This is a genomic window from Rapidithrix thailandica, assembly GCF_039710355.1.
Classification (GTDB): domain Bacteria; phylum Bacteroidota; class Bacteroidia; order Cytophagales; family Flammeovirgaceae; genus Rapidithrix; species Rapidithrix thailandica.
Window position 1 is genome coordinate 1 of sequence record NZ_JBDKWZ010000008.1, and the last position, 25,186, is coordinate 25,186.

At 40.8% G+C, this 25,186-nt stretch carries 23 protein-coding genes; 16 read left to right on the forward strand and 7 right to left on the reverse strand.

Annotated features, from left to right (window positions below):
* Window positions 1–697 precede the first annotated feature (697 nt).
* A complete protein-coding gene (locus AAG747_RS14770) occupies window positions 698–1,156 on the forward strand; it encodes a DDE-type integrase/transposase/recombinase (protein ID WP_346821963.1) in 459 nt (152 codons plus the stop codon).
* A 36-nt stretch (window positions 1,157–1,192) separates the two neighbouring features.
* Here AAG747_RS14770 and AAG747_RS14775 read toward each other — a convergent pair whose 3' ends face one another.
* The 3 genes from AAG747_RS14775 to AAG747_RS14785 all read right to left on the reverse strand — a co-directional run bounded on the left by AAG747_RS14775 (window position 1,193) and on the right by AAG747_RS14785 (window position 2,235).
* Window positions 1,193–1,429, reverse strand: coding sequence for an ISAs1 family transposase (locus AAG747_RS14775; protein WP_346822226.1), 237 nt, complete (start codon window positions 1,427–1,429; stop codon window positions 1,193–1,195).
* A gap of 115 nt (window positions 1,430–1,544) precedes the next feature.
* Window positions 1,545–1,778, reverse strand: coding sequence for an ISAs1 family transposase (locus tag AAG747_RS14780; RefSeq protein ID WP_346821964.1), 234 nt, complete (start codon window positions 1,776–1,778; stop codon window positions 1,545–1,547).
* A complete protein-coding gene (locus tag AAG747_RS14785) occupies window positions 1,744–2,235 on the reverse strand; it encodes an ISAs1 family transposase (protein WP_346821965.1) in 492 nt (163 codons plus the stop codon). The genes AAG747_RS14780 and AAG747_RS14785 overlap by 35 nt, the downstream gene beginning before the upstream one ends.
* Before the next feature lie 402 nt (window positions 2,236–2,637).
* On the opposite strand from AAG747_RS14785, the gene AAG747_RS14790 reads away from it, so the two are divergent.
* The 7 genes from AAG747_RS14790 to secG all read left to right on the forward strand — a co-directional run bounded on the left by AAG747_RS14790 (window position 2,638) and on the right by secG (window position 12,261).
* Window positions 2,638–3,729: an MraY family glycosyltransferase gene (locus AAG747_RS14790; RefSeq protein ID WP_346821966.1), complete on the forward strand. Its 1,092-nt coding sequence runs from the start codon at window positions 2,638–2,640 to the stop codon at window positions 3,727–3,729.
* 675 nt (window positions 3,730–4,404) lie between these two features.
* Entirely contained in the window at window positions 4,405–5,337 is a 933-nt protein-coding gene (locus AAG747_RS14795; RefSeq protein WP_346821967.1) for a diacylglycerol/lipid kinase family protein, read from the forward strand.
* A 725-nt stretch (window positions 5,338–6,062) separates the two neighbouring features.
* Window positions 6,063–8,075, forward strand: a complete 2,013-nt coding sequence (locus AAG747_RS14800; RefSeq protein ID WP_346821968.1) for a tetratricopeptide repeat protein — start codon at window positions 6,063–6,065, stop codon at window positions 8,073–8,075.
* Between the two features lie 308 nt (window positions 8,076–8,383).
* On the forward strand, window positions 8,384–9,661 hold the full coding sequence (locus tag AAG747_RS14805; protein WP_346821969.1) for a sigma-54 interaction domain-containing protein: 1,278 nt from the start codon (window positions 8,384–8,386) through the stop codon (window positions 9,659–9,661).
* Between the two features lie 141 nt (window positions 9,662–9,802).
* Entirely contained in the window at window positions 9,803–10,348 is a 546-nt protein-coding gene (locus AAG747_RS14810) for an LptE family protein (RefSeq protein WP_346821970.1), read from the forward strand.
* Window positions 10,349–10,484: 136 nt separating this feature from the next.
* Window positions 10,485–11,816, forward strand: coding sequence for a tetratricopeptide repeat protein (locus tag AAG747_RS14815; RefSeq protein ID WP_346821971.1), 1,332 nt, complete (start codon window positions 10,485–10,487; stop codon window positions 11,814–11,816).
* A 7-nt stretch (window positions 11,817–11,823) separates the two neighbouring features.
* On the forward strand, window positions 11,824–12,261 hold the full coding sequence (secG, locus tag AAG747_RS14820; RefSeq protein ID WP_346821972.1) for a preprotein translocase subunit SecG: 438 nt from the start codon (window positions 11,824–11,826) through the stop codon (window positions 12,259–12,261).
* 33 nt (window positions 12,262–12,294) lie between these two features.
* Here the strand turns inward: secG and AAG747_RS14825 are convergent, their stop codons facing one another.
* Together AAG747_RS14825 and AAG747_RS14830 are read right to left on the reverse strand one after the other, a co-directional pair.
* Window positions 12,295–12,774: a hypothetical protein gene (locus AAG747_RS14825; protein WP_346821973.1), complete on the reverse strand. Its 480-nt coding sequence runs from the start codon at window positions 12,772–12,774 to the stop codon at window positions 12,295–12,297.
* Between the two features lie 83 nt (window positions 12,775–12,857).
* Complete coding sequence (locus AAG747_RS14830) at window positions 12,858–13,184, reverse strand: HesB/IscA family protein (RefSeq protein WP_346821974.1); 327 nt, start codon at window positions 13,182–13,184, stop codon at window positions 12,858–12,860.
* Window positions 13,185–13,422: 238 nt separating this feature from the next.
* Here AAG747_RS14830 and AAG747_RS14835 point away from each other — a divergent pair, with 238 nt between their 5' ends.
* From AAG747_RS14835 to AAG747_RS14855, 5 genes are all read left to right on the forward strand, one after another.
* Window positions 13,423–14,322: a DMT family transporter gene (locus AAG747_RS14835; protein WP_346821975.1), complete on the forward strand. Its 900-nt coding sequence runs from the start codon at window positions 13,423–13,425 to the stop codon at window positions 14,320–14,322.
* Between the two features lie 371 nt (window positions 14,323–14,693).
* Window positions 14,694–15,368: a ClpP family protease gene (locus AAG747_RS14840; RefSeq protein WP_346821976.1), complete on the forward strand. Its 675-nt coding sequence runs from the start codon at window positions 14,694–14,696 to the stop codon at window positions 15,366–15,368.
* Between the two features lie 232 nt (window positions 15,369–15,600).
* Window positions 15,601–16,827, forward strand: a complete 1,227-nt coding sequence (gene clpX / locus AAG747_RS14845; protein WP_346821977.1) for an ATP-dependent Clp protease ATP-binding subunit ClpX — start codon at window positions 15,601–15,603, stop codon at window positions 16,825–16,827.
* Window positions 16,828–16,885: 58 nt separating this feature from the next.
* Entirely contained in the window at window positions 16,886–17,218 is a 333-nt protein-coding gene (locus AAG747_RS14850) for a YbaB/EbfC family nucleoid-associated protein (RefSeq protein WP_346821978.1), read from the forward strand.
* 165 nt (window positions 17,219–17,383) lie between these two features.
* The gene (locus tag AAG747_RS14855; protein ID WP_346821979.1) at window positions 17,384–18,430 is read left to right on the forward strand and encodes a glycosyltransferase family 2 protein; all 1,047 of its coding nucleotides are present in this window, start codon (window positions 17,384–17,386) and stop codon (window positions 18,428–18,430) included.
* 139 nt (window positions 18,431–18,569) lie between these two features.
* Here AAG747_RS14855 and AAG747_RS14860 read toward each other — a convergent pair whose 3' ends face one another.
* Window positions 18,570–18,803: a PspC domain-containing protein gene (locus tag AAG747_RS14860; RefSeq protein WP_346821980.1), complete on the reverse strand. Its 234-nt coding sequence runs from the start codon at window positions 18,801–18,803 to the stop codon at window positions 18,570–18,572.
* 641 nt (window positions 18,804–19,444) lie between these two features.
* On the opposite strand from AAG747_RS14860, the gene AAG747_RS14865 reads away from it, so the two are divergent.
* The 3 genes from AAG747_RS14865 to AAG747_RS14875 all read left to right on the forward strand — a co-directional run bounded on the left by AAG747_RS14865 (window position 19,445) and on the right by AAG747_RS14875 (window position 24,383).
* Window positions 19,445–21,253, forward strand: coding sequence for a tetratricopeptide repeat protein (locus AAG747_RS14865; protein WP_346821981.1), 1,809 nt, complete (start codon window positions 19,445–19,447; stop codon window positions 21,251–21,253).
* Window positions 21,254–21,488: 235 nt separating this feature from the next.
* Window positions 21,489–22,472 carry a pyruvate dehydrogenase complex E1 component subunit beta gene (locus AAG747_RS14870; protein WP_346822227.1) on the forward strand — a complete coding sequence of 328 codons (984 nt, stop codon included), beginning with the start codon at window positions 21,489–21,491 and terminating at the stop codon, window positions 22,470–22,472.
* 279 nt (window positions 22,473–22,751) lie between these two features.
* On the forward strand, window positions 22,752–24,383 hold the full coding sequence (locus tag AAG747_RS14875) for a M20/M25/M40 family metallo-hydrolase (protein WP_346821982.1): 1,632 nt from the start codon (window positions 22,752–22,754) through the stop codon (window positions 24,381–24,383).
* Window positions 24,384–24,472: 89 nt separating this feature from the next.
* Here the strand turns inward: AAG747_RS14875 and AAG747_RS14880 are convergent, their stop codons facing one another.
* Complete coding sequence (locus AAG747_RS14880; protein WP_346821983.1) at window positions 24,473–24,988, reverse strand: dihydrofolate reductase; 516 nt, start codon at window positions 24,986–24,988, stop codon at window positions 24,473–24,475.
* Between the last annotated feature and the right edge of the window lie 198 nt (window positions 24,989–25,186).

Here is a 25,186-nt window from a genome sequence, read left to right on the forward strand (position 1 = left end):
AACCTTTATCAATTATCGCTCTAAGCTCGGATACTTCTTCTTGCAGTAATTTGACCCTGTACCTTTTCATCTTTTTTCTAAAGGTACTGAATTATTACGTTATTTTAAATTTTACTTAACACTGGTGAGTTTAGATACCTAAATTTACATGAAGAAAATTCATATCAGCTTTTAAGACCAAGGTAGTTTTGGAGGTCTTAAAAGAGAGGCAAAGTCTGGTCGAACTCGCTCAGAAGTATGAAGTACAACCCACTCAAATCAGCGCCTAGAAACGCGAGTTCTTGGAGGGTGCGTCAGCGGTTTTTGAAAAAGGAAAAAAGAGTAAAAAAAGTGAGTCCGAACAGGAGAAAGACCATCTTTTAAAAACAATTGGTCAGCTCAAAATCGAAGTAGATTTTTTAAAGGACGCCTTACGCTAACGTCCCTCGTAGAACAAGGATATGCAAGGGTTATTCCCATTTGAGCATAGTATTATTAATACGATCTTTTAGGTATATGCATAGGTGAACTGTATTATCAGCTCAAAGGAAAGAGTGAACTCAATTTAGCACTTATGCGAGAGATGGACGAACATTACTTAGATCATCCTTTTAAAGGGGCTAAACGAATGTAGGTTTGGTTGACCAAGGATAGGGTATCAAGTCAGTAGGAATCGCGTAGAACACTTCTATTACTAAGTAATGGGCCTGCAGCGATCATGCCTGGCCGACATACTTCAAGACGCTGTAAAAGCCATCTCGTTTATCCCTACTTGTTGCGTAACCTTCCGCTGAATCGTCCCAATCAAGTCCGGGCAACTGACATCACTTATATTCCAATGGAAAAAGGATATATATATTTGGTGGCCATCTTTGACTTGTACAGCAGGTTGGTTGTTAACCGGAGTGTCTCAAACAGTATGGATGCGCGAACCTTAGAAGAAGCCATGGAGACACATGGCAAACCCGAAATGATTAATACGGGCCAAGGAAGTCAATTTACCATAGAAGAGTTCAGTTCCTATGTGCTCAGTCAAGGTATTTGCTTGAGTATGGATGGAAAGGGAAGAGCCACCGACAATGCTTTTATCGAAAGACTTTGGAGAAACATTAAATACGAAAACTCTATCTCAACCCACCAAAAGACGGGTTGGATTTACAGTACAATCGGGTCATAATTTTAGGATTTTTTCCAGGAATAGCTATAGCTCATTTCATCCGGCAGCTTTTCTTTTGGCCCGTTGACTCATCTTGGGTGTATCGTCTAACTTAATGAGATTCAAGGCGACTTTACGGATCAAGGAAAAATTCTGATCGGCATATCCCTTCCGAATACGGGACCGGTCTTCCCCAAAGTTCACATCCAGCACCCAATGCAATTGGTTTTCTATTTGCCAATGGCTCCAGATCAAATGGTTAAAGATTTCGGCCGAGGCGACTTTACTGGAGATATATACCGGGTTCCCGGGGCTGTTTGCCGCTGATCAACTCCTATTGGAAGACTTTCACCCAGATCACCGACCGCAGGTCCGACCAGTCAGCTGCCGTATCCAACAAGTTCAACTCCTACAAGACCGTACAACTTCGTTGTTGGATATGCCCATGATCTTTATGGTGCTGCTGGTGCCGGGAAGCGGGTTCCGTGTAGGTAAAATGGGCCTTTATCTCCTCCAACAAGGCTTTTTGATTGCCTTTGACGGCCAAAATATACTCGCCCTGTTGCTGGCGTACCTGTCGGGCAATGGCTTTTTGACAGCCCATGGCGTCAATGCTGACGATGGCACCTTTCAGATCCAACACGGTTAACAGAGGTGGGAATTGCCGTGATTTCATTGCTTTTACCGTCCACCTTGGCCTGTCTCAGCACCAGTTGATTGCGGGTAGCCCAGGCGCTGATCAGGTGCAGGGCCGTCTTTTTGTAGGTGTGGTCATGACTGTTACGCAAAGTCTTCCCGTCCAGGGCGATCAACTCCCCTTCGCTCATGTCACATACTTCTGCGATCCAATGGAGAAAACAGCGGCCAAAGGCCTCGGGGGCCAGCCGACTGTAGAAATCCCCCAAGGTATCGTGCGAGGGAATGCGGTCCTGAGGACAAGGCACGTATTGTTTGAGCCAGGTGAGTTTGTGTTTACCGAATTCTTCGATGTCTACAAAAGTTTCCGCCCCGGTCATCACCGCTGCAATGGTTAAAAACACCAAGGTTTGTAAAGGATATACTTGGGATTTCTCACTGCGAGGGTCGCTCAAAATCTTCAAATACCGATAAAGGATTCATCTTTTTTAGGCTTGAAAAGCCGCTTTTTTACCTTATTTCCAAGTATTTTAGAAAATTACTACTCCCAATAACGAAATATGATATCACCCGATTGCCCTGGGTTGGATTTATACCGATCAGTGAATGATTATTTTATCTATTACAACAATGAAAGAAGACACCAAGTGAACGATTACCAAAAGCCGGCTAGCCGGTATCAAGCAGTTGCCTGATAATTATAGTAACTTTGAATAAATGCTGTCCTATGGGTTGGGGGATCTACAATTATAGTTTTAAGTGAAATTATTTTTTCCATTAAATAAAATTACCTGAATGTTTTTTTATGCCGCTTTCCTCAAAATTCTTACTACCTTTGCCGTGCTTTTTCTGAGAAGAGAATCGTCATGACTGTAATTTTTTCAACATTTTTTACGGGATTTGTGGTGTGTGTACTGTTAATCCCGATTATCATATCATTTTTTACAAAGAAGAAAATCTTTGATGAGCCGGGAAAGCGGAAGATCCATAAAGGGGTGAAACCTTCTCTTGGGGGAATTGCCATTTTTCTGGGTTTGTTCGTTGCAAACCTCATCTGGATGCCTATTTCGGATTTGGCTGAATATAAATATTTGTTCGGCTCTCTGTTCATCATGTTTCTGATTGGGGTCCGGGATGATCTTTATCCTCTTCGGCCGGCTCACAAACTGATCGGGCAAATATTGGCGGCTAGTATTGTCATTACATTAAACGGAGTCAGTTTTAATTCACTGTATGGGTTGTTGGGAGTGTATGAACTCCCCATGCTGTTGGGCTATGCCATCTCGCTGTTCACATTTGTGGTAGTGACGAATTCCTTTAACCTGATCGATGGTATAGATGGCTTGGCAGGTTCTATATCACTTTTAGCCTTGTCGAGTTTTGGCATTTGGTTTTATTTAATAGATGAACAGGTCATCAGTATTTTGATTTTCAGTTTTGCGGGAGCGATTCTAGGCTTTTTGTATTTTAATTGGGCTCCTTCCAAGATTTTTATGGGAGATACGGGAGCGCTGCTCATTGGCTTTTTTCTTTCAGTCTGTACAATTTTCTTTATAGATTATAATTTTAATTTGCCAACAGGCAATCCTTATAAATTCACTGCAGGTATCGCTACGGCAATTTGTGTGATTATTATGCCCTTGTTTGATACCCTCCGGATTTTTATCTCGAGAATTATACGAAAAAGATCTCCCTTTTCACCGGATAAAAATCATATTCATCATATCCTCATGCGTTTCGGCTTTGGCCATAGGGAAACGGTTTTTATTTTGGGCTTTGTAAACCTGGTTTTTATTTTTATTGCAATTTTATTAGGGCGGACATTGAATGACCATGTTCTGATTCCTATTGTGATTGCGGTGACGGTTGTGTTTAGTTTGCTTCTTGATTTTTTCATCATGAAAAAATATTACTTAACCAGAAAAAAAGAAGCCGAAAGTCAACAAGAAGTAATCTGATTGGATGAGAGAGTAGAATAGTCGGAACAAGACGCAAAATTTACTTTCAATAAACTATTTGGAACAATAACCTGTAACGTTAAAGCCATCCCAAACATGGAAAAAATAATGGAGTGCCACATTGCTGCCAAATGAGATAAAATCTTATTTGCTCGCAGGTTAAGCCTTTTCACAAGCCTGTTTTATTTCATGATAACTTTGGTGTATATGAAGCATTCTTCCTACCCTTGGGGAGAATAAAAGACCATGTAAACCTGCCTGATAAAAACAATACACTCAAAAAGCCTTTTATTATAGTATCCGCTCACACGTTAGAGAATATTTAAAACTCAGTGAGTGGGCAGCCCCTTTGACGGTGAAAATTTTCAGTTTAGGGTTCTCAAAAGATCATTTTTGTGGCTCAACACTTGATGGTTCGACACTCGATGGTTCGACTTTTGAAGCATCGTGGAACTATTTGACCGAAAGACACCCTGGTGGCCGGCATTCCGGTGGCCGGAATGCCGGCCCACTCCAAATGATGTACAGGAGTTCCTGAATCGGGAATTTTCAGTCCATAAGATGAAATTTAACTATCCTCTTAGTAATTTAAGACACAAAAAACTCCTTTGTGCTTTTCTTCTGTACAAATATTTATTTATCTTATCTTGTACCAAACAATAAAACCCTACGACATTGAAGCTACTATTTGTGGTAAACCCAATATCTGGGGATAATGATAAGAAGGGATTTCTTGACTCCTTGGAGGGGTTTGCTTATCGTTACATATTTGAGTACGATTTGTTTCTGACTACTGGCAATCATGACAAAAAACAATTAAACCGCTTGGTAAACCGGGAAAAACCGGACATCGTAGTGGCAGTAGGAGGTGACGGAACCGTATTATTAGTGGCTGAGGTTGTGATGCATACCAATATTCGATTGGGGATTATTCCTTATGGTTCGGCAAATGGGATGGCTGCTGAGCTCAATATTCCGAATCATAAAGAAGAAGCGTTAAAGGTGTTATTACAAGGCAAATCAGTCGCCATAGATAACCTGAAAATCAATCAAACACACAACTGCATTCATATTGGCGATATCGGATTTAATGCCCGGATGGTAAAACGATTTGAAACCGACCGGATGCGTGGGTTTAAAGGATATGCAAAACAATTTTTTAAAGAATTTTCCTTGTCCAAAAAAATTAAAGTTGATATCCAAACCGAGAAAAAGCGCTACACCAAAAGTGCTCATATGATTGCTTTTGCCAATGCACGAAGGTATGGAACCAAAGCCTTGTTGAACCCGATAGGAAAGTTGGACGATGGGTACTTCGAGCTTTGTATCTTAAAAGATTTGTCTGTAAGAGTGTTGTTTTTGATTCTGCTTAGTTGGTTTACAGGCTCAATGTATAAAACACGTTTTGCTGAGATCATCCGCTGTAAGAAAGCCCGTATTCAATTGCATAAAAACAAACGAATGACCGTGCAGGTAGATGGAGAAGTAATTGGCGACAAAAATACGATAAGTATTGATGTAGAGCCTAGCTGTTTGCATGTGATGGTGCCTAAAGAACCTTCCGGGAAGTTTTTAGACCTATTGGTCGCGGAGGTGGAGTACGAATGATTAGAGCCATATAAAAAGCTGTTAAGCTGGGTAGTGAGTCAAAATTTTTCCTGCGGTTTAAGGCGAAGTTTAGTGATATTTGAATATTAAATTTACAAAAGTCAATATAAAATTTGGTCAAAATGCGTTATTTCGTGAAATAACCATCTTTTCGGGCTCTGTTTCAATATTTGTGGTACAGGTTTGCGCACACAGAAAAGTTGCAGTGGCTCCAAATGTACCTGAAGAGAATACGTACTTTATCAAAAAAACACTTTATTAGGTGTGATTTGGATATTAAAGTGGTTTACACGTATAGTTTTTGACCGAAGATGGAATCAAAATCGGCTCATCAAGGCGCTTATTTAAAAGAATAGTCAAAGCTATTGTTGCAAAAAGTAAGACAGAGGAGGCGTTTTTGAAACATTTTTCAGGAAAAAGAAAAAGGTTAATTCACTGATCCGGTATATATGGGTATTTATTATTGAAGTATGTGTTTTCTTCCTCCAAATCGAGTGAAAATGGGGAAATCTCCGGGCAATCCATGGAAATTGAGAATCTCAAAGAGGATTATTTGTTTCATTATCTTGGTTCATTTAACTTGAAGGCTAGTTTAAGGCCTGTAAGAAAAACAAGTCATGATAGCAATCCCATGCAAAAAAGATAGGTTAGAAGAGAATAGATCAATTGTGAAATAAGTAACTGGGAGGCAAAGCAATTTTTAATTTACTAAACAGCAGTTTAAAATGAGTAAACATATAGCATTCATCCTTTGGGTATTGTTGTTAGGGAATCAGGCTGCAATTGGACAAACGGATGACCTTAATGTACTCAAAGCCAAGGCTAAAGCCAATGACCCTGCAGCGCTTTACCAGCTAGGAAAGGCCTATGAAGAAGGGAAAGTGGTAAAGTTGAATATCAAAAAAGCCTTAAAGTATTATAAAGATGCTTCGGATTTAGGATATGATTCGGCGTATCTGGCCTTAGGTAATTTATATGAGCAAGGACAAACAGGAGCGCAAGATTATTATCAGGCTTACCTCAATTATAAAAAAGCTGCTGACCAGAATAATGCGGAAGGGAAGTTTCACTTGGCCCGTCTTTATGAACAAGGAAAGGGTATTAACAAAAATTTGAACGAAGCCGTAAGGCTCTATTTGGAAGCATTAAAACAAGGGTATTTGATGGCAAAAGAGCATTTGGACTTGTTGCCTGTAGATCAATATGCCAATAAGAACAGTGCGGCTTATGCTTTTTATAAAGCGGAAAAAGGAAATGCCGCCGATGAATACTCCCTGGGAGTGAAATATGAAAAAGGACAGGGGGTCCCTAAGGATTTACAGAAAGCATTTGACTTTTATAAAAAAGCCGCGGATAAAAATAACCCGAAAGCGCAAGTGGCCTTAGGAAGAATGTATACACAAGGCATTCATGTAAGGCAGAATGTACGGCAAGGAGTCCTTTATTATTTGAAAGCTGCAAATCAACAAGAAGAGGATGCGATAACGGAATTGAAGAAATACGATCTCCGCTCATTGGTAGAACCGGATAATCTGGACTATCTGACGTATAAAGGGAATCAAGGGAATCCTATTAGTTTGTACCGCTTGTTTCAAGTCTATTACAATGGCATCGGAGTGCAATCGGATTATACACAGGCATTGATGTATTGCCAACAAGCCGCGGTAAAGGATTATATACCCGCAATCTTATCTTTGGGCAATGTGTATGAAAAAGGTAATACGTTTATAGCGCCTGATCTGCGTAAGTCTTTTCAATGGTATAAACGGGCTGCGTATCTCGGAAATGATTCCGCTCAATTTGTCATTGGAGAAATGCATGCACTTGGAAAGGGGACCCAACAAAATATGGGTAGGGCAGTTCGTTGGTACCTCCGGGCTGCCAATGGGGGAATGGAACTGGCCAAGTTCAGGCTTTCGCAAATCAATATATTGCAATACATTGATAAAAATGACCTGGAATATGTCAAATACCAAGCGGAGAAAGGCGATGCCCAAGCACAGTTGAAACTCTCAAAGTATTATTTGAACATTGGCAGTAGCGAAACACTCTTGTGGCTTCGAAGAGCTGCCGATGCAGGAATCGCAGAGGCTCAACGCTTACTCGGAGAGGTTTATCTTTTAGGAAAAGCGAATTATGGTACTATCTACCCGGAAGCCTATAAATGGTTTTCGATGGCAGCTAAAGCCAATGATTTGGAAGCAATAAAGTGGCTGGCCTATATGTATAGCAACCAACTGGCCGGCGGGGACAGCATCAATCACAATCAAGCCGCTCTGGACCGGGTACAACAATATTTGATGCTTGCTCAACAAAACAATATTTCTCCGGATCCAGATGTCTTTTTGACGATGGGAAAAGCCTATTCTGCAACACAAGATACCACCGAAGCATTGAATGCGTATACGGAATACATTAACCGGTATCAGGATAACCAGGAAAAACCGGAACAGTTAATTACCGCTTTTACTAAACGGGCGGGGATTTTTGCCGAACTGAACAAAGACCAAAGCGGCCTGACCGATCTGGAAGCTGCCCTGATGCTGATTGAATCGTACAAAACGGATGATATTATTCAATCCAAATACAACTCTTTACGGGGGGAGGTGTACTATCAACAAGGGCAAATTATCTTTAAACAAGGCAATACGCTCAAAGCCTGTAACCTCTTCCAACAAGCAAAAAAAATGGGTGTGCAGATCGAACAACGTTATCTCCAAACTTGCTTGGGGAATTAAACTTTAGGAATCCGTAGATGATTGGCCCCAACCGTGTTTTTAGGCAAGGTAGGGGCCAAAGTGTATCTAAGGGAAATAAGTTTAAAGATTCCTTTCTTGAATAGAAGCACTTAGAAATGCAAATTTGTTAACTTTGTAAGAGGTACATTTTTCACCATACGCATATAAAGAAGCGTAAGTAAAATCAGATACAGGGAAAAGAAAGTTGCTGGGATTTGATGAGGGTCATCAATTATTGAAAAATTATACTCAGTAAGGTGTCATCTGATGAAAGACAGGTGCTCAAAAGCAATAATTTTTAGTTATCAATGGATTTGCAAGAAATTCAATCAATAAAACAACGCTTTGGTATCATTGGAAACTCTCCTAAATTAAACGGGGCTATTCAAACGGCTATTCAGGTAGCCCCAACGGATATGACTGTAATGATTACAGGAGAGAGTGGTACCGGAAAAGAATCGTTTTCCAAAATTATTCATCAACTAAGTCATCGAAAGCATGGGCAGTTTATAGCGATCAACTGTGGGGCAATTCCTGCGGGTACTATTGACTCCGAATTGTTTGGGCATGAAAAGGGCTCTTTTACTGGGGCGATAGATTCCCGCAAAGGGTATTTTGAAGTGACAAACGGGGGAACTATATTCCTGGATGAAATCGGGGAAATGCCTTTGGAGACTCAGGCCCGTCTACTGCGAATTCTTGAAAACGGGGAGTTTATCCGGGTGGGTTCATCCAAAGTACAGAAAACGGATGTACGCGTGCTTGCCGCTACTAATGTGAAGCTCTTAGAGCAAATTGATAAAGGGGAATTCAGGGAGGATTTATTTTATCGTTTAAGTGTACCCATTGCCGTCCCTCCTTTAAGAGAGCGGGGAAATGATGTGGACTTGCTGTTCCGGTATTTTGCCGTGGAGTTTAGTGAAAAATATCATATCAAACCCATTTCCTTAGATCCGGAAGCAAGAGAGATGTTGTTGAAATACCGTTGGCCGGGCAATATCCGTCAATTGAAAAATATTGTCGATCAGATATCAGTGTTGGAGGTCGAGCGATCGATTAATGCAGAAACGCTTTTGAACTATTTGCCTGATCAACAAGCCAACCGCTTGCCGGCAATAATCTCAAGCAATGACAGCGATAAGGGGTTTTCGGAGAGGGATCTGTTGTATAAGGTCTTGTTTGATATGCGAAACGATGTGACAGAACTGAAAAAACTGGTGCTGAGTTTATTGCAAAACAACGGCCCCAGTGATAAACACCAAATTATCCAAAAGCATAAACATCTGTTTAACAACATTGATACGCATACATTCGAAGAGGAAGAGGAGGATGAGATAGAAACCAGTTCGCTGTTGCTGAACCCTGCCAAAGAATCTACGGATCATACCTATGACCTGGGCAAAATCGAAGATATTACCCCTCAAATGGAAGACGAATCACTCTCCCTGCAGAAGAAGGAAAAAGAAATGATCATCAAAGCCTTGAAAAAGAACAATAACAGACGTAAATATGCGGCAAAAGACTTGGGGATTTCCGAACGGACATTGTACCGCAAAATCAAACAGTATGAATTGGAAGATATTTAACCTTGTGTTCAATATTTATTTTTGAAAATCATAAAATACCTCAAGTCCGGATGGGATTGACAAGCTTTCCATCAAACCGGAATACTCGGTGTACATATATTCTTTTAGCTAGCAACATTCTGAATTTTACATTGTACTGAAATGAACCTATTTAATCAAACATACCAAAAGGCCTGTCTGCGAAGTCTTATCTTGCTGTTTTTGGCAGTTTGGCTGGGAGGATGTGCCAAACCCATACGCTTTACATTTACCGGAACGAGCCTGCCCCCGGAAATTAAGTCGGTTACCATTGTGAATTTTTTTAACGATGCGTCTGAAGGTCCGGCCAACTTAGCGACTACATTTACGGAAGAATTGAGGGATTATTTCCAACGTAACACCAAGCTAGAGCAAGTACCTGCCGGTGGAGATTTGCAACTGGAAGGGAAAATTAGTAGCTTGAATGTGCGGCCGGTAGCAGCAGGAGCCGGAGAATTGCAAGGGGCACAACTCCAGCGTCTTACGATTACCGTGGAAGTGGAATTTACCAATCATTATGATGACGAACAGAGCTTCAAACGAAGCTTCTCTTCCTATTCTGACTTTGATGCCAACCAGAACTTAGCCGATGTGGAAGATGAAAAAGTTGATGAAATTTTTGAACAAGTGATCTTTGATATCTTTAACCAAACCGTGGCCAATTGGTGATGATGCCAATTGCCCGTTTTAGGGTTTCCCCTTTTCTTAAAGAAAGATGATTTGTTTTTCGAGCAAGATCCTTAATTTTGACAGGATAAAGCGCTTTCAAATCACTTTTAATTTTTTGTATTAAAAGCAAAGTACGGTGGATATAGAAAAACTCAATAGCTTGATACTTAACCCGGTAGCTGCTCAAGCATCTGATCAAGAAGTGTTAGAAGAAATTGCCAGGGAATATCCTTTTTTTCAAGGCGCAAAGCTCTTGCTTGCCAAAGCATTACAAACCCCCGAAGCAATTAAATCTGCGGCAGTTTGTACAAGTCACCGGCCTATCCTCCACCAGATTCTGAACAAGAAGTTTGATGCAAATATGAAGATCACGGAAATGAAAGATCTGCATATCGAATCAAATCCTGTCAATGCATTTGAAGCCTTTTCGGAAGAACCGTCTCAAACTGCGGAAGATGTAGATACTAAAGATGCGGACACAGATACCGATCCGGAGAACGTCTCCAGCCCTACCGACTCAACGGAAGAGCAGGATACGACTGCTTATTCAAACTCTTTACAAGAGGATCTCTATTTTGGAACGGATGAAGAAGAATACCCGTCCAATGAAGGGGATGAGGACACAGAGGATCGTCCGGTAAGTTTGTTTGAAGAAAGGGATGAACCGGCAACGGAAGGAAATGTCGATCACCGAATAGAACAAGAGGAAAGCCTGTTGCAGGAGCCAGTGTCGGAAATCCCCTATGAATACCCTGAGTTTGAAACTCCCTCTTTCTTGGATGAAGCGAAAAGTAGCGTCCAAGTGCAAGAAGAGGAACAGTCTTCAGAAATTTTTCAGGAACAAGAAGACCGGACTCATGAAGATATATTTGCCAGTTTAGAAGCATTAAAAAAACTTAGAGAAGACTCGTCTGAATCTGAAGATAAAAAAGACGAAACTACAAAGGATGAACAGAATGTAGCGTTTGAAGAGCCTACGTACGAACACCCGGACTATGCTTCTAATGACGAGTTGAATAAGGACCTTTCCGAGAACACCAGAGGAGAGGAAACAATATTGAACGAAAACGAAGACGAAGAAACAGAACACGAAATGGAAAGTTATTTTGAAATTGACACCAGTGCGTTCATTTTGGACGATCTCTTGAAAAAAGAAGAAGACAGCAGTATATCCAGTCCTTTGGGTTGGAAAAAGCAGCAACCATTGATCGATCAGTTTATTGAAAAAGAAGAGAATATTAAGATCAAACCCAACTCTAATTACTCGGAGGATTACGAACAGACGGATTTGGCAGCCCATAGCAGTACACATAACAATGCGGCAATCTCTGAAAATTTAGCATTGATCTTTATCAAACAAGGAAAAATTCACCAGGCAATTGATATTTATCAACGTTTAATTTTGAAAAATCCGGATAAAAAGTCGTATTTTGCAGCCCGAATAGAAGAATTGAAAAAAGAACTATAAGAAGAAAATGGATACTCTATTAATTGTTTTAAGTTTAGTCGTTGCAGTATTGTTGGTGCTAGTTGTATTGGCGCAAAACTCAAAAGGTGGCGGTTTGGTAGGAGAAGTGAGTAGTGCCAGCCAGGCAGTCGGTTCTCGCAGAGCTACCGAATGGATCGAAAAAGCTACTTGGATTTTAGTGGCAGTTTTGTTCGTGTTGACTTTGGGAGCAAATACTTTGACAGACAAAAATGCAAACAATACCGGCATTACTTCTCCTAATATTGAAAAGGCAAAATCCGTAGCTCCGGTGACTGCCCCTGAGTTGGAATTACCGGCTGCAAATGGAGGTGAAGCCGATCCTTCTGAATCTTCTACAGATGAAGGTGTTGAAAACGGTGAGCTTACCCAGCCTGCTGTTGAAGAAGATGCTACCCATGAAGAACCTGCTTCAGACGAGCAATAAGCCTAAGGCAGAATGTAAAAAAATATAGCCTGATTAAGGCAAAAGATCTTTAAGAGCGCTCCATAGCGCTCTTTTTTTATGGACATCGCTTTTCAATGTACTTAAAGAATCAGCATACATTACTTTGGAATTATGATACCGTTGGGAAGTGTAAAAAGGGTGGTCTTGCCCGTCAGTAAAACTGGGTGAAATACCAAAAGCAAAAATTTGTACCGGTTGAAAGCGCTCTATTAAAGGCTGAAGGTGTTGGAAAGAGGGGTTGTCTGCCAGGTTGATGATGATACAGTCAGGGAGTTGCAATCCTACAGCCCCCAGTATTTTGATCAACAATGCATATTCATCACTTTGGAAAAAGTTGCCCGAAGCGACATTGGTAATGACCAGGTAGTGCTTTTGGTTTTCACCGATATAGGTTAAAGGTACTTCTGCCGGGGTAGCTGAAGTGGCCTCACTTTCTTGAATGATATATAGCTCTTCGTTGATCAAGAGTTTTAGAAAGCTGTAATCTTCCATATGCATCTGTTTTCGGGCTTTTGAATAAAAAAACCTCCTGAAAAGGAGGTTGCAAACTTACAATAAAGTCTTAATATTTTTAACTAGATTGAAAAGCTCTCACCACAACCGCAAGTGCGAGTGGCATTGGGGTTAATAAATTGAAAGCCTTTTCCGTTGAGACCGTCCGAAAAATCAAGGGTAGTACCTAGTAAATACAACATGCTCTTTTTGTCTACCATTATTTTTACCCCTTTATCTTCAAATATTTCGTCTCCATCATGGATGGTATTGTCAAAAGCCAAATCGTACATAAGCCCAGAACAACCTCCGCCCTTCACAGATACTCGCACATGGTGTTCGTTGGTGTAACCTTCTTGCTGTCTGAGCTCGACAATATGTTCTTTAGCTTTGTCAGTTACTTGTATCATAGCTTCTTTCTACAGTTTGATTTTTTACAAAGTTAAACTAAAATTTATTGATTTAGTTCATAACCTCCAAAACAATGCGTGGAAATTCCTGCCTGAAAGTCCAGGGATTTTGACCTGTTAGGTTGGAAGTTTCTGGCCGGGTTGGGGAATAGAGCGATTGAAACGGGATTTTATTTGTAATCCGTTTCCCTTCTTTTAAATTCGCCCATTCGTTAAGTACACTCATGCTGCTACCTCCATGCGCATTAATAAAGACTATTTGCAGTTGCATTTTATCGTATTTCTAGGGAGCTTTATTCCAACCGTAGCAATTTGGATTTCATTGCCCAGTTTGGAAATCGTATTGTTACGCACACTGGCAGCCATTATCCTGTTAGGTTTGATCATTTACTTTCGAAAATTCAATATCAGACTGAAACCCCATCAGCTCATTCCTTTATTGAGTTCCGGAGTACTCACCTCTATTTATTGGACTTTATTGATTTTTTCCGCAAAAGTAGCCAATGCCTCGGTCAGCCTGGTGGGGGTTGCCACCAGCCCGTTATGGGTGAGCTTTATCGCTCCCTTGATTACCCGGCAAAAGAAAATTGATGTTCATCAAATCATCATCGGGATCAATGCTGCTTTTGGAGTTTATATGATTTTTACCTCTGGTTTTGAATATTCCTGGGGCATGTCTGTGGCCATCATTGCCGCATTTGTAGGGGCATTGCTTACCGTAATTAGCTCAAAACTGGCCCAAATACACAACCATTATGTCATTACTTTTTATCAGATGGTAGGAGCTTGGGCCGGAACGGTGATCATTTTATTTTTTACCTCTTCGATCTTTATTCATCGGAAAATTCAATTGAATCCCACTTGGGTGGACCTGTTGTTAATCCTTGCCTTGGCCTTTGTCTTTTCGGTATATGCCTATTCCGTTTTTATCAAAATCATGAAAAACCTTTCACCGTTTACGGTATCTTTGGCTACTAACCTCACGCCCGTATACGGAATTTTGGTCGCTTTGATGTTTTCCAGTAAATCGGAAACAATGGACATCTATTTTTACGCAGGAGCCACCATTCTCATTGCATCCTTGATGGCAATTCCCCTTTCCAACTACTTGTTTGGCCCTGGCAAATCAAAAGGCTAAGTCACCGGGTTACCCCCTTCTAATTTTGACCAGCGTAAGGGGATGTTAAGTACAAGCAAAGAAAAGCGGCAAAACTGGCTAACAATTCCAGATTTAAAAAGTTGATATCTGAAAAAAACTTTCGGATTCGCCTAAACTTCCTGGTATTGTTTCTATTTTAGATGAGACAAACTGACAATTGCGCCACGATTAGCATTGTTTTTTTGTTATTTTTGCGCCTGACTGACGATTCGTCAGAAGGTTTGTTTTTAGCAAAGCATTTGCTCAAGCTATACCGATTTTAAAGAGATTTACCAGGTGAGAGGTTCTTTTACTCATAAACCTTATTCACTTTCAAACTTAGCGTACAAAAGAATTAAACTCTTATCACAATGATTTACAAAGATGAATTCAGGAACTTCGCTGTTAAAGGGCAAGGCATTAACAGCATGGTAGTAGATAAATATATCGGAGGTGTGGAAAGTATGACCCGGACGGTAATCGAAGAGCGGGAAAGACGCTTTGCCGAAATTGATGTGTTTTCCCGGTTGATTGCTGACCGGATCATTTTTCTCGGTACGCCTATCGATGACTATATCTCCAACATTATTGTTGCGCAATTGCTGTTTTTGGAATCACTGGATGCCAAAAAAGATGTCTTGATGTATATCAATAGCCCGGGGGGCTCTGTTTATGCCGGCTTGGGAATTTACGATACCATGCAAATTGTCCGTCCGGATGTTGCAACTATCTGTACCGGTTTGGCAGCTTCAATGGGTGCGGTTATCCTGTGTGCCGGAGCTCCCGAAAAACGCTCTGCATTGCCTCACTCACGTGTGATGATTCACCAGCCTTTGGGTGGAGCGCAAGGACAAGCTTCTGACATAGAGATTACGGCAAGGGAAATTCAAAAACTAAAGAAAGAGCTTTACGATATCATCGCCCGTCATTCCGGACAAACGTATGATAAAGTATGGGAAGATTCGGATAGAGATTATTGGATGACGGCCAACGAAGCTCAAAAATATGGCTTGGTGGACGAAGTGCTCAATCCGAGAGAGAGATAATTTGATTGAAAATTTGGTTAAGATATATAGTAAGAGCAAAGTTTTATTTTAAAACGGTACTTGAGTTTCCCCAAAAAGGGGGCTTCAGTATGTTTACAGGAACAGTGAAGCGGATCTTAACTTATAAAGACGTATCATTTAATAAGATATTTTTTTAATTGGGATGACCATAAACTTTGCTCACAATTTACCATATTAAGAATATTGTGAGTTTTATTGATTCAGTAAATCGATGAAGGATATCATTTGTTCATTTTGCGGGGCTTCTAAAGATGCAGTAGAGTTGATGGTTTCTGGCCTTAACGGTCATATCTGCAACAATTGTATAGAGCAGAGCCATCAGATATTGTTGCAAGAGCGCAGGCCGAAGTCTTCTGGCAAGCCGCGTTTTAAGTTGGTCAAACCAACAGAATTAAAAAAACACCTGGATGAGTATGTGATTGGACAAGACCGGGCCAAAAAAGTATTATCAGTGGCCGTGTACAATCATTACAAACGGATTACCCAGAAAGAATCCAAAGATGATGTGAATATTGAAAAGTCCAACATCATAATGGTGGGGCAAACCGGTACCGGAAAAACTTTGCTTGCCAAATCTTTGGCTAAAACGTTACAAGTGCCGTTTTGTATTGCGGATGCCACGGTCATTACCGAAGCCGGATATGTGGGAGAAGATGTGGAAACCATCTTGACCCGTCTTTTGCAGGCTGCGGATTACGATGTGGAAGCCGCTGAAAGAGGGATTGTGTACATTGATGAGATTGACAAAATCGCACGCAAATCGGACAATCCTTCCATTACCCGAGATGTAAGTGGGGAGGGCGTTCAGCAAGCAATGTTAAAACTGCTGGAAGGTACCATCGTAAATGTGCCGCCCCAAGGGGGAAGAAAGCACCCTGAGCAAAAGATGATTCAGGTGAATACGGAAAATATCTTGTTTGTCTGTGGTGGGGCGTTTGACGGAATTGCCGACCGGATTGCTTCCCGTCTGAACACTCGCCCGATTGGCTTTACCGGTGTAGACCATAGTGTGGCTGAAATGGAAAAAGAAGAGCTGCTAAAATATGTTACGGCTCAGGACCTGAAAAGCTTTGGCCTTATCCCGGAACTGATCGGCCGTCTACCCCTGATCACTCATCTGGATGCTTTGAGTGAAGATGCCTTAAAGCAAATTCTCACCGAACCTAAAAATGCCATTGTCAAGCAATATTCGAAGTTGTTTGAAATGGAAAATATCGAATTGGAATTCACTTCGGATGCCTTGGACTATATCGTACAGAAGGCCGTAGAGTTTAACTTGGGAGCCCGTGGCTTGCGTTCTATCTGCGAAGCCATCATGCTAGAAGCGATGTACGAAGTACCGTCAAAAGAAGGGGTGAGTACCCTGAAAGTTGACCGGGAGTTTGCCGAAAGCCAATTTGAAAAATCAGCAGATTCGTTAAAACTGAAAGTGGCTTAAGCCGTATCTGTAGAACTATTTATAAAATCAATTTATTTATCTAAAAATATAGCCTGTAATGATGGACATGATGAAGATGCTTGGTAAGATGAAGGATGTTCAGGCCAAGCTGAAAGAAGCACAAGATAATTTAGTCAATGTAACAGCAAGTGCTGAAGCCGGAGGAGGAATGGTAAAGACGGAAGTAAATGGCAAAAAGCAAATTATCCGCTTGGACATTGACCAGGACTTAATAAAACCTGAAGACAAGGAAATGTTGCAGGACTTGGTTATTGCTGCTGTAAACAAGGCTTTGGAAGAAGTTGAAGAAAAAGCTAAAGAAGCTATCCAAGAATCTACCGCCGGGATGTTGCCAAATATTCCGGGATTCAACTTTGGTGCTACTGAATAATTCGTTTTTTTCACGAGAGTGTTTGGGGGGAGTAAATGCATGCGGATTGCGATGTATACATTCCTTCCAAACACTTGTTGTTTTTACAGTATGCTGTTTTTTTGTATTGAATCAACTTTGGTATCTCTTTATTAAGTTGAAGAACGAACTCGAAATTCTAAATTTGTGGATCTAAGTAATGTAGCCGTAGTCATCTTAAACTACAACACAAAAAAATACCTCGCTTCTTTTCTCCCCTTAGTGATAAAATACAGTGGCAATGCCCGGGTCGTGGTGGTAGACAACCACTCCAAGGATGGCTCGGCAGCCCTTGTCGCTTCTGAGTTTCCCCAGGTAACCTTGATTCAACTGCATGAAAACCTAGGTTTTTGCGGAGGATATAATACCGCATTGCAACAGGTAAAAGCCGATTATTTTGTGCTCTTGAACTCGGATGTGGAGGTGACCGAAAATTGGTTGATTCCAATGATTTCGCTGATGAAATCTTCGCCGAAAGTAGCCGCTTGCCAACCCAAAATTAAATGTTATCATCAGAAAGACCAGTACGAATATGCCGGGGGAGCGGGAGGTTTTATTGACTATTTGGGCTATCCTTTTAGCCGGGGTAGATTATTTGAAACCCTGGAAACCGACCAAGGACAGTACGATGATGAAGTAGAAGTCTTTTGGGCAACTGGGGCATGTATGTGTATAAATTCCACACTTTATCAACAGTTTGGGGGATTAGATGAACGCTTTTTTGCCCACATGGAAGAAATAGATCTGTGTTGGCGACTAAAAAATGCCGGATATAAAATTTTATTTACCCCACATAGTCAGGTCTATCATATCGGGGGAGGAACTTTGAATAAAACCAGCCCTCGGAAAACGTTTTATAACTTTCGCAACGGTTTGTTTTTATTATTGAAAAACCTTCCTGCCAATCAATTGCATAGAATCTTTTGGAGATTGGTATTGGACGGAATCGCAGGTGCACGCTTTTTATTATTAGGGGAGTTTAAAAACACTTGGGCGATTTTTAGAGCGCATATATCTTTTTACCTGCATTTTCGAGAAATGTATACAGAGCGTAAAAACAGCCCTAAGCAAAGCTCTTTTCCCGAAATATACAAAAGATCCTTAGTCAAAGATTATTTTTTGCTGGGGAAAAGAACCTTCAAAGAACTGGCCTTTAATAGCTCTTTGAAAAAATCAGATTACAAGGAATTTTAGAAAAGAATAATATTGCTTACTTTATTGTAAGTAAAGTAGTTATATAAAAAATCCCCCTGTGCTTTTTTATATGATACAGGGGGATTTTTTCTTATAAAATATTTGTGGTTGATCGGGAGGTGTCAGCAGGGGAAGGGCATTAAAAAGTATCCAACACAATTCTATTCCTTCGCAGGTACCTTTTTAAGTTCATCAAAAATGCCAGCCCCAGGTATACAATTATGGGGGAGCCAAAGGTAATGAAGGATAAATAGATAAAGTACAAGCGAATAACATTACTGGAAATGCCCAAAACCTCGGCAATTTTTGCACATACGCCAAATGCTTTTTTCTCAAAAAATAAAATCAACTGCCTCATAATATTTTGATTCATAATATTTTAACTTCTTAAGTAAGCGCTACAACGAATGCTTTAACATGTCAACTTAATGAACGGGTTTTACTAACAACCTGCAATGCTACACTAGCATACATCTAAATAACTAAATTTGGGAAAAACCTTCCTCAAATTACTCGAAAATTTTTGTTAACACACCTGCACTTTTTATCTTTCCTTCAATTTTTATACTATAAAAGCAAGAGGGATTCCGAAAGGATATATCAATCTGTAATAAATGCGATTGAACGTAAAAAAACGGCTTTCAGGCACTTACAATTATTTATTGAAATAACTTACATTTTATGTATTTTTAGTTATTATTGCACTACTTCTACGCAATTCCTGCTAGTATGGCAACACGCGCTTTGAGCGAGTTCTATAAGAGAAATCAGCAATACAGTATGTAATTTTTTTTCGGATATTAAAAGAAGTTTGTTTGTATTGCATATGATTTGTAACTTATAAGATTTTCAGGAAGTTTTGACGCGATGTAAGGTGGATTCTGTTACTGAGGACTTAAAAAAAGAACAGAAAAACCTAATTCAGTAGAATTAGTGGTATAATAAATGTTGAAACATTCAAATTTCAAATATAATATTGTTAATCACTGGTAAATAAAAATTTAGAAAACAGTTATGAACAATTACAAAAGTGCACTTACCCTAATATTCACATTAGGTATATTCTTGTCGGGCTGTACCTTGAATAAGATGATTAAGATGGCCCAACAGCAAGAATTGAAAGTTGAGCCTTCTCCATTAGAATTGCATGGTGACTCTGTTGTGTTTGAGATGTCCGCTAAGTTGCCTGTGAAAATGATGAAGCCTAAAACTACTTATGACCTGGAAGTATATTTCCAACCTACTGACGGTGAAGAATTAGCTTTGGGAAAAGTTTCCTTTAACGGTGACGACTACCAAAATGCAACTGCCGAGCCATCAGTATCACAAACCTTTAGCTTTGCGTATCAAGATGCGTATGAGAGAGGGCAAGTGAATGTGAAAGGAATGGCTTCGAAAGGAACCAAAGTAAAAGAAGGTGAAAAAGTAGCGATCCCAGGCTATGGCAATGGTGTGATCACCACTTCTCGTTTAGGTCAACCTGCCTATTATGCTAACTATGTAGCTCATGGTTATGACGGACGTGAGGAGTATGAACCACAACATGTTGAATTCTTCTTCTTGCAAGGTCGTTCTGACTTGCGTTGGAGCGAAAAAAGAAGCGATCGTTCTAAGCAATTAGAAGAGTACGTTTCTGCAAAACACCCAACCAGAACGGTTAGCATCACTGGTATGCACTCTCCTGAAGGTCCTACGGATATTAACAGTAAGTTAGCCAACGAAAGACCTAAGACTGTAGAGGAGTACTACAAGAAAATGGCTGACAAGTTTGATTATGAGGGTGAGTTGGAAGAAATCAATTTTGTAACCAAGCCTGTAATTGAAGACTGGACTGAGTTCAAAAAATTATTGAACGAAAACAGCAAGTTGACTGACGCGCAGAAAAACGAAATCCTTTCGATCATCAATGGTGCTGGTGATTTCGTCTCTAAAGAATTGAAATTGCAAACTCTTCCTTCTTACAGAGTGATCTTCCGCGAAATCTATCCTCCGTTGAGAACAGCCAAAGCTGAAATCTTGAAAATCAAGGAGAAATTGACCGAGCCTGAGATCATGGTATTGGCTCAAAAAATCGCTAATGGTGAGGAAAGTGCTGACAAATTGAAAGATGATGAGTTGGCGTATGCAGCTTCTAAAACTCCTTCTTTGGAAGAAAGAGAAAAAATGTACGAAGCGGCGATCAAGAAAAATGATTCTTATGCTTCTTACAACAACTTAGGAGCTACTTACTTGGATATGGCGAAAAAAGCTTCTGATAATAGCAAGCAAGCATTGTTAGAGAAAGCTGTCGGTCAATTTGAGTTGAGTATCAAGCGCCAAGAGTCTCCTGAGGCTTATGCTAACTTAGCCGGTGCTAAAATGATGTTAGGCGATGCTGAAGCTGCAAAAGAAGCTTTAGGAAAAGTGTCCGGTAGTTCTAACAGCTCTGTAGGAGCATCTGTGAACGCTTTGAAAGGATATATTGCAATCCGTCAAGGTAACTATGATGAAGCTATCCAAGCGCTTTCAGCAGCCGGTAACGATCCTGTAGTACTTTATAATAAAGCTTTGGCTTACTTGTTGAAAGCAAGCAAAGAAATGGATGAGTCTGGTTACAGCAGTGCCGCTTCTTCTTTTGACGAAGCAATTAACGCTGACCAAGACAACGCCTATGCGTACTACGGAGCAGCTATCACTGCCGTAAGAATGAACAATGCTGACAAAGCATTCTCTTACTTGAAAAATGCAGTTACTAAAAGTGACGAGTTGAAAGAAAGAGCTGCGAAAGACCTTGAGTTCGTAGATTTCTGGTCTAACGCTGGTTTCTTGGATGCTTTGAAATAAGCGAATAGAAATTATTTACTTGATAAAAAAGCCCGGTGGTGTCAAACCCACCGGGCTTTTGTCTTTTAAAAAAACGCTTCTTGCCCCTTTACAAACCCTCAATGGGATGCTCCATTTGCATAAATCCGCCTACTCATCCGCTCCCCCCTGAATAAGGGATTCATCAAGCACTAATTCCACTTTCGTTTTAGCATTTTAGGGGCTATCTTTGCCGAGGTTTCAAGTAAAGTATGTAATTAATATGAGAGAAATACAATTCAGAGAGGCTCTTCGTGAGGCTATGTCAGAAGAGATGCGGAGAGATGAAAATATCTTCTTAATGGGCGAGGAAGTTGCCGAGTATAATGGTGCTTATAAAGTCAGCCAAGGAATGCTGGACGAGTTTGGCCCGGACCGCATAATCGATACTCCTATTGCCGAGTTAGGTTTTGCCGGTATTGGTATCGGTGCAGCGATGAACGGCTTGCGTCCCATTATAGAATTTATGACCTTTAACTTCTCACTGGTAGCCATTGACCAGTTGATCAACGGAGCCGCAAAAATGTACTCAATGTCAGGAGGACAGTATTCTGTTCCCATTGTATTTAGAGGAGCGACAGGAAATGCCGGCCAATTAGCTGCTCAACACTCTCAAAACTTTGAAAACTGGTATGCCAACACACCTGGTTTGAAAGTGGTGGTGCCTTCAAATCCCTATGACGCAAAAGGCTTGTTGAAAGCTTCTATCCGGGACAACAACCCGGTGGTGTTTATGGAGTCTGAGTTGATGTACGGAGACAAAGGTGAAGTGCCGGATGGTGAGTATATCGTTCCTATCGGAAAAGCCGATGTGAAGAGAAAGGGAACGGATGTAACCTTGATCTCTTTCGGTAAATTGATGAAGGTGGCTTTAGAAGCAGCTGATGAATTAGCGAAAGATAATATTTCGGCTGAAGTCATCGACTTACGTTCTGTAAGACCTCTGGATTACCCGACCATCATCGAATCGATTAAGAAAACCAATCGTTGTGTCATCGTAGAAGAAGCCTGGCCGTTGGCTTCTATTTCTACAGACATCGCTTACAATATTCAAAAGGCAGCCTTCGATTATTTGGATGCGCCTGTTATCCGGATTAACAACCAAGACGTTCCGTTAGGCTATGCGCCTACGTTGATTGAAGCTACATTGCCAAATGTAAAAAGAACTATCGAAGCAGTTAAGTCGGTATTATATAAATAAGAGATTTCTCTTTTTGTCCTTTAATTGAGACAATAAAACTGCCTGGGTGCTTACGGTGCTCAGGCTTTTTTATGAAGTGACTATTTGAAATAAATCAACTTATGGTAGTTTGATATTTCTGTGAATAAAATAAGAGTATGTTTAAAATTCGTTGTGGGGGTCGTCCTTGTGATGATGAAAACTTTCAGCCCAAAAGGTGAAAGTTAAACATGCTTTAAATAAGTATTTGATCATCTATGACTTCTCCCCTAAAAGAGAAGTCTTTACGCTAAGTATCTTATGAAAAAACTATTTCTATTAACATTTGGAATCGGATTGCATCTCTTCGCTTTGGGGCAGGAAGCTCCCAAAGACAGAGGCTTGAAAGCAATCAATGAGGAGGCTGTAAAAGGCCAGCTGGAGTTTTTGGCCTCCGATTGGATGGAGGGTCGTGAAGCCGGTAAAAAAGGCGCTTACATGGCCGGAGATTATATAGCTACCATGTTGGAAAGCTTCGGAGTGAAACCAGCCGGTGATTCGATTAACTATCAACCGAATCGCTATCAAAAACTATTGGGTGAAACTGACAAACAAGCCAAATCCTATTTTCAACATTTCAGTTTGATTGAGTACACTCCGGGCGAACAACAAGCTTTTTCAATAATAGAAACGAATAAGGAAAGCCGGAAAACGATTCACTTCAATTATAAAACAGATTTTGTAGTCCGGACACGGGACGTCAGTGAAGAGATTACCGCTCCTGTGGTCTTTGTGGGTTACGGAATTTCTGATATAGAAGCTGGGTACGATGATTACAAAGGGGTGGATGTTCAAGGTAAAATAGTGTTGCGCTTGACAGGCTTTCCAGGGCATACAGAGGTCGATTCCAAAGCCTATCAAAAATTCAAGCCTGAAAACCCGCTGAATTTATTACGGAAGAAAAACCAAATAGCTTCTGAAAAGGGAGCACTTGCAATCCTGGAAGTGGACTTGGCCAAGGACGAAAGCGTGAATTGGGCAGCCAATCAACCTTTCCGGCAGAATTTACCCATGTACGAAGGGGATAAGAAATTGAAGTGGTTTTATGATACCCGTTTGGTACTGCCGGGGGAGGAGTTATCCACCAATATTCCTTTTGTAAATTTGTCACAAAGAGCGGCCAATGCCTTAGTCAAAGAGGCCGGTGTAGACTTGTCTACATATGAAAAGCAAGTTGCCCGTACTCAAAAACCGGCCTCCAAACAAATCACCAACAAACAGGTGGCGATTCGTACTTCTGTCAATTCTCAAATCCTGCAAGGAAGGAATGTACTAGGAGTGATTGAAGGTGAAAATCCGAATGAAATTATTGTGGTGGGAGCCCATTATGATCACTTGGGCAAATACGAAGGTTACATATGGAATGGAGCGGATGACAATGCCTCCGGTACGGTGGGCATTATGACAATTGCGCGGGCTTGTATTGCTACGGGAGTTAAGCCTAAGCGTACAATAGTATTTGCCGGATGGACGGGCGAGGAAAAAGGCTTGTTGGGTTCTAAGTACTTTGTGAATCACTTGCCGGAAGGAAAAAAAATAGTTGCCGCCTTAAATTATGACATGATCTCCCGCGATTCGGATTGGGACCCGGAAGGCGTTAAAGTCAGCATGATTTATACCAGCTCCATGCCCTTGATTGATACACTAACCCGCCAGCACAATGAGGATTATGAGTTAAACCTGGATATTAATTATGCGCCTATGGAAAAGCCGGTCGGAGGAAGTGACAATGGTTCTTTTGCGGAAAAGGACATTCCGGTGTTCTGGTATTTTATAGGCGCGCATTCGGATTACCACCGCCCATCGGATCATCAGCACAAAGCGAATTGGAGCAAATTTGCAAAAATCGTAAAATTAGGCTTTTTGAACGTTTGGGAATTGGCAAACCAATAAAAATTTCATCGAGCTTGCCGGCTGACTATCCGGTGAGCTCGATTTTTTTACCAAACAAAGGCTCAAACCCTTGGAGAGGATAACATTGTTTATACTGATCTTCTTTTTAATTTTTTAATGGTGAAAGAGTAGGCATGAGCCTCATCTTTTGGGTGGAAGTCTTCTGCATAAAGCTCCCAATGTTCCTTCTGAAAGAGAGGAAAAAATGCGTCTGCATTGTCAAACACATGGTGTACCTGCGTAATATAAAGGCGGTGAGCCAAAGGCAGCGCTTCCCGGTATACCTGGGCCCCTCCGGCAATAAACACCTCTCCCTTACCTGCTTGTTCGAGTGCTTCTTGTAAATTTCCAGCAAGAGAATAGTTTCCCGGAAAGTTTAATGTCAACCGGTTTTGCCGGGTCAGGATGATATTATGAAACCGGGAGTAGAGCAAGTCAGGTGAATCGGCCGATTTTCTTCCCATGATCGTAACATGTTGCCGGACCGTTTTTTCAAAGTAGGCTTGGTCATCCGGAAGCTGCCAGGGGAGTTCGTTTTGAAAGCCAATGGCTTGGCGTTCATCCATGGCGGTGATTAAAGAAATGATTTGTTCCTTAATTTTCATGTTGAAGAGATTGTCCGTTGAAATATACTGAAATCTTCCCTAAATCTGCACTTGAGTACTGGCTAAGTAGGTTATTTCAAGCTTCTTAGAAGAAACCGAAGCTTGTTTTGAGGTTTGACCAACTCATTAATTATTCCACTTGAATGTAAGAGAATGAGGAATCCTTTGGGAAGTCCTTTGATAACTGGACAATTGCTT